At 73.0% G+C, this 5,582-nt stretch carries 5 protein-coding genes; 4 read left to right on the top strand and 1 reads right to left on the bottom strand.

Features of this window, described 5'->3' with window-relative positions; all coding sequences use genetic code 11:
• Positions 1–146 precede the first annotated feature (146 nt).
• Complete coding sequence (locus ACIQPT_RS37270; protein WP_401162774.1) at positions 147–1,646, bottom strand: PLP-dependent aminotransferase family protein; 1,500 nt, start codon at positions 1,644–1,646, stop codon at positions 147–149.
• Between the two features lie 102 nt (positions 1,647–1,748).
• Here ACIQPT_RS37270 and ACIQPT_RS37275 point away from each other — a divergent pair, with 102 nt between their 5' ends.
• The 4 genes from ACIQPT_RS37275 (at position 1,749) to ACIQPT_RS37290 (ending at position 5,322) form a co-directional block, all read left to right on the top strand.
• The gene (locus ACIQPT_RS37275) at positions 1,749–2,504 is read left to right on the top strand and encodes a YitT family protein (protein WP_401162776.1); all 756 of its coding nucleotides are present in this window, start codon (positions 1,749–1,751) and stop codon (positions 2,502–2,504) included.
• A complete protein-coding gene (locus ACIQPT_RS37280; protein ID WP_401162778.1) occupies positions 2,501–3,262 on the top strand; it encodes a glycerophosphodiester phosphodiesterase in 762 nt (253 codons plus the stop codon). Before ACIQPT_RS37275 ends, ACIQPT_RS37280 begins: the two co-directional genes overlap by 4 nt.
• Positions 3,263–3,308: 46 nt before the next feature.
• Positions 3,309–4,682: an MFS transporter gene (locus tag ACIQPT_RS37285; protein ID WP_401162780.1), complete on the top strand. Its 1,374-nt coding sequence runs from the start codon at positions 3,309–3,311 to the stop codon at positions 4,680–4,682.
• A gap of 265 nt (positions 4,683–4,947) precedes the next feature.
• Positions 4,948–5,322: an RNA polymerase-binding protein RbpA gene (locus ACIQPT_RS37290; RefSeq protein ID WP_003959706.1), complete on the top strand. Its 375-nt coding sequence runs from the start codon at positions 4,948–4,950 to the stop codon at positions 5,320–5,322.
• The last annotated feature ends 260 nt before the right edge of the window (positions 5,323–5,582 follow it).

Here is a 5,582-nt window from a genome sequence, read left to right on the forward strand (position 1 = left end):
CCCGCGGCGGCCCGGCCGGCCCCCCCCCCCCCCCGGGCCCCCGGGGGGGGCGGCGGCGGGGGGGGGGGGGGCCCGGGGGCCCCCGGGGGGGGGGGGGGGGGGGCGGGGGGGCCCCCCCCCCCCCCCGCCGTGCTGTCGCGTCGGTCTCAGGCCACGAAGCTGCGTGGGGTGTCGGCCCCCACGCCCGCCCCGGAGCGCACCAGGTCCACCGCGGCCGCCAGGCGTACGGCTGCCTCGTCGGCGACCGGTCCGCTCACCGTGAACGGCAGCCGTACGTATCCCTCGAAGGCCCCGTCGACCCCGAAGCGGGGGCCCGAGGGCACCCGGACGCCGACGCGTTCGCCGGCGACGGCCAGCCGCGATCCGGAGAGGCCGCCGGTGCGCACCCACAGCGTCAGACCGCCGCGCGGCACGGCGAACTCCCAGTCCGGCAGCTCCCGGCGCACGGCCGCGACCAGGGCGTCCCGGTTCTCGCGTGCCTGCATCCGCCGGACCTCGACGGCCTGTTCCCAGCCGCCGGTACCCATGAGCCAGTTGATGGCGAGCTGTTCCAGAACGGGCGTGCCCATGTCGGCGTACGCGCGGGCGGAGACCAGGCTGCGGATGACGTCCGGGGCCGCGCGCACCCAGCCGATGCGCATCCCGGCCCAGAAGGCCTTGCTGGCGGAGCCGACGGTCAGGACCGTGCTGCCGGCCGGGTCGAAGGCGCAGACCCGGCGCGGCATGTCGATGTCGGCGTCGAGGCGGAGTTCGTTCATCGTCTCGTCGGCGACCAGGACCGTCCCGGCGGACCGGGCCGCCTCCACCAGGTCCCGGCGCTGCTGCTCGTCGGCGAGCGCGCCGGTGGGGTTGTGGAAGTCGGCGACCACATAGGCGAGCCGGGGTGCGGCGTCCCGCAGCACCTGGCGCCAGCGGTTCATGTCCCAGCCGCCGAGCCCTTCCTCCATTGCGACCGGGACCAGGCGGGCGCCCGTCTCGCGCATCAGCTGGAGGATGTTGGCGTAACTGGGGGACTCGACCGCGATGCGTTCGCCGCGGCCCGCGAAGAGGTGGCAGATCGCGTCGATGGCGCCCATCGCGCCGGTGGTGACCATGATCTGCTCGGGCATGGTGGGGATGCCGAGCGCGGTGTAGCGGTCGGCGATCATCTGGCGCAGGGCGGGCAGTCCGGCCGGGTAGTCGCCGTGCGTGTGGGCGTAGGGCGGCAGCTCCTCCAGCGCCCCCTGGACGGCGCGGGTCAGCCAGGGCTCGGGGGCGGGCAGGGCCGCGCAGCCCAGGTCGATCATCGAGCCGAGCGACTCCGGCGGCAGCGGTTCCAGGCCGCGGGCGGGCAGTGGATTGCCCGCCGGGACGGCGGTCCAGCTTCCCGCGCCGCGCCGCGACTCCAGGAAGCCTTCGGCGCGCAGCGCCTCGTAGGCGGCCGCGACCGTCGTGCGGCTGACGGACAGGGCGAGGGCCAGTTCGCGTTCGGCGGGGAGCCGGGCGGCGACCGGAACGCGGCCCTCCAGGACGAGCAGCCGTACGCCGTCGGCGAGCGCGCGGTAGGCGGGCGGCTTGCGGCCGCCCGGTCCGGTGGGCCGGGCCTGTTGCGACCCGAGCTGCCGGGCGAGCTGGGCCGCCCCCACTGTCGATGTCCACTGCGTCATCGAAATCAGTCCACCTTCCTCGAATTGGCCATCGTTGATGGTCGATCCCCTGCCACAGAGTGGCACGAAGCAGTCCACTATCACTACATCAGGGGGCACAACGTGGCCAGGACCACCGGCCGGAGCACCACTCATCTCACCCGGCGGCTGGTCCAGCTGTACGTCGGCCTGGCGCTGTACGGGGCGAGCTCCGCGCTCCTCGTACGCGCCGGACTCGGCCTGGAGCCGTGGGGCGTGCTGCACCAGGGCCTCGCGGAGCTGACCGGTATCTCGATCGGCGTCGTGTCGATCATCATCGGCGCGGTGGTGCTGCTGCTGTGGATCCCGCTGCGTCAGCGGCCGGGGCTCGGCACGGTCTCGAACGTCTTCGCCGTCGGGCTGGCGACGGACGGGACGCTCGCCGTGGTCGGCGACCTGGAGGGCCTCGGGCTCCGCATCCCGGTGATGGTCCTGGGCATCGTGCTCAACGGGGTGGCGACCGGGCTGTACATCACGGCCCGGTTCGGCACCGGCCCGCGCGACGGGCTGATGACCGGGCTGAACCACATCACCGGCCGTTCCATCCGGCTGGTCCGCACGGCGATCGAGGTGGCCGTCGTGGCGACGGGCTTCGTGCTGGGCGGCTCGCTCGGGGCCGGAACGGTGCTGTACGCCCTCGCCATCGGCCCGCTGGCGCAGCTCTTCCTGCGGCTGTTCGCGCTGCCCGCGCCCGCCGAGGCCGAGGTCGCCGCGGCTTCCGGGGCCACCACGCCCACCGAGGTCGCTGCGGCTTCCGACGGACCGTCCACCACCGCGCCGCCCGCCGGTTCCGGCCCCGTTGCCGCCCCGGCATCCGGGCAGGCCATACTGCCGCAGTGAACCCGAGCCACCCCTATCTGGACCACCCGGCGCCGATCGCCTTCGCCCATCGCGGCGGGGCGGCGGACGGCGTGGAGAACACCGCTGCCGCCTTCCGCCGGGCGTCCGAGGCGGGCTACCGCTACTTCGAGACCGATGTGCACACCACGGCGGACGGCCGGCTGGTCGCCTTCCACGACGCGACGCTGGACCGGGTCACCGACGCCCGGGGCCGGATCCGCGAACTGCCCTGGAGCGAGGTGCGCCGGGCCCGGGTCGGGGGCAGCGAACCGCTCCCGCTCTTCGAGGAACTCCTGGAGGAGTTCCCTCAGGCCCGCTGGAACGTGGATCTGAAGGCCGAATCGGCGCTGGAGCCGCTGCTCGGCCTGATCCGCCGCACCGACGCGTGGGACCGGGTCTGCGTCGGCTCGTTCTCGGAGGCCCGGGTGGCCCGCGCCCACCGTCTGGCGGGCCCCCGCCTGGCCACGTCGTACGGGGTGCGCGGCGTCCTGGGGCTGCGCCTGCGGTCGTACGGGATCCCGGCGGCGCTGCGCGCGGGCGCGGTCTGCGCCCAGGTCCCGGAGCGGCAGGGCGGCATCCCGGTGGTGGACGCCCGTTTCGTCCGCACGGCACACGCACTGGGGCTCCAGGTGCACGTCTGGACGGTGAACGAACCGGAGCGGATGGCGGCGCTCCTGGACCTCGGCGTGGATGGCATCATGACCGATCACATCGAGACGCTGCGTACGGTGCTGAGCGAGCGGGGGGCATGGTCCTGACGCCCGGTCCGTCCGCGTCCACAGGGGACGACCGAGGGGACGCGGGATGAGTACCGGGACCGCAGGGAAGGCCGATCCGTCCGGGCAGCCGCCGGGCGACGGGACGGCTGCCGCCCGCAGACGGGAGCAGCACGGCTGGTATTTCTACGACTTCGCCTGCTCCGTCTACTCCACCAGCGTGCTGACCGTCTTCCTCGGTCCGTATCTGACGTCGATCGCCAAGGCGGCGGCCGATCCCGACGGGTTCGTGCACCCGCTGGGCATACCCGTGCGCGCGGGCTCGCTGTTCGCGTACTCCGTCTCCGCGTCCATCGTGGTGGCCGTGATCCTGATGCCGATCGTGGGCGCGGCGGCGGACCGTACGGGGCGCAAGAAGCCGCTGCTGGCGGCGGCCGCCTACACGGGGGCGGCGGCGACGGCCGGGATGTTCTTCCTGGACGGCCACCGCTATCTGCTGGGGGCGTTCCTGCTGATCGTGGCCAACGCCTCGATCTCCGTGTCGATGGTCCTGTACAACGCCTATCTGCCGCAGATCGCCGGGCCGGAGGAGCGGGACGCGGTCTCCTCGCGCGGCTGGGCCTTCGGTTACACCTCGGGCGCCCTCGTCCTGATCCTCAACCTGATCCTGTACACCGGCCACGAGTCCTTCGGTCTCACGGAGTCCGACGCGGTGCGGATCTGTCTCGCCTCGGCCGGAGTGTGGTGGGGCGCGTTCACCCTCGTACCGCTGCGCCGACTGCGCGACCGCCGGGTACCGCCGGGCGGTGAGGGAGCGGTCGGATCCGGGTGGAAGCAGCTGCGGGCAACCCTGCGCGACATGCGGCGGCACCCGCTGACGCTCTCCTTCCTGCTGGCCTATCTCGTCTACAACGACGGGATCCAGACGGTCATCTCGCAGGCCTCGCTGTACGGCTCCGAGGAGCTGGGCCTGGATCAGACGACGCTGATCGTCGCCGTGCTGCTGGTGCAGATCCTGGCGGTGGCGGGGGCGCTCGGCATGGGGCGGCTCGCCCGGACGCACGGCGCCAAGCGCACCATTCTGGGGTCGCTGGTCATCTGGACCCTGATCCTGGTCTCCGCCTACCTGCTGCCCGCCGACGCGCCGGTGTTCTTCTTCGTCCTGGCGGCGGCGATCGGTCTGGTGCTGGGCGGCAGCCAGGCGCTGTCGCGGTCGCTGTTCTCGCATCTGGTGCCGCGCGGCAAGGAGGCGGAGTACTTCTCCGCGTACGAGATGAGCGACCGGGGGCTGAGCTGGCTGGGGCCCCTGGTGTTCGGTCTGGCGTACCAGCTGACCGGCAGCTACCGGGAGGCGATCATCTCGCTGATCGTGTTCTTCGCCCTCGGCGCGGTCCTGCTGGCGCGGGTCCCGGTGAAGCGGGCGATCCAGGCCGCGGGCAACCCGGTGCCGGAACGGATTTAGACGTTGAAGTCAAAGGCCGGTAGTATACGTCTTTGGCCTGCCCGGAGGACCGTTACTGCGAGTGGAAGCGGTTCAACCGTTGGGTGACAACACCTAACAGAGGTGACAAACCGGGCACGGGTGGGTACTCAACCCAGATAAAGCAGCGGCACGACGGGCGACGCATGACCGGCAACGGGAATCTTTACCGCCGACCGGACGTTGACCGGATGACGACGACAGCGACATTTTGTCCTGTGGGCGACAAGCCCGGGAGGCACGATTCATGAGTGAGCGAGCTCTCCGCGGCACGCGACTTGTGGTTACCAGCTACGAGACGGACCGCGGCATCGATCTGGCCCCGCGCCAGGCGGTGGAGTACGCATGCCAGAACGGACATCGATTCGAGATGCCGTTCTCGGTAGAGGCGGAAATTCCGCCGGAGTGGGAGTGCAAGGCGTGCGGCGCCCAGGCACTCCTGGTGGACGGGGATGGCCCCGAAGAGAAGAAGGGCAAGCCTGCGCGTACGCACTGGGACATGCTCATGGAGCGGCGCACCCGCGAGGAGCTGGAGGAGGTGCTGGCCGAGAGGCTGGCGGTTCTGCGCTCCGGAGCCATGAACATCGCCGTGCACCCGCGGGACAGCAGGAAGTCTGCCTGACCGCGTACACACCGCACAGCAGCACATAGCAGCACCGCACAACAGCACAGCACCAAGAGCCGCGGGGGGGGGGGGGGGGCGGGCGGGGCGGCCCGCCCCCGGCCGGGGGGGGGGGGGGGGGGCGCGGGGGGGGGGGGGGGGGGGGGGGGGGGGGGGGGGGGGGGGGGGGGGCGGGGCGGGGGGGGGCGGGCCGCCGGGGGGGGGGGGGGGCGCGGCGCCGCCGGGCGGGGGGGGGCGGCCTGGTGTGGTGGGAGCGCGCG

Source organism: Streptomyces sp. NPDC091289, assembly GCF_044757365.1.
GTDB lineage: Bacteria > Actinomycetota > Actinomycetes > Streptomycetales > Streptomycetaceae > Streptomyces.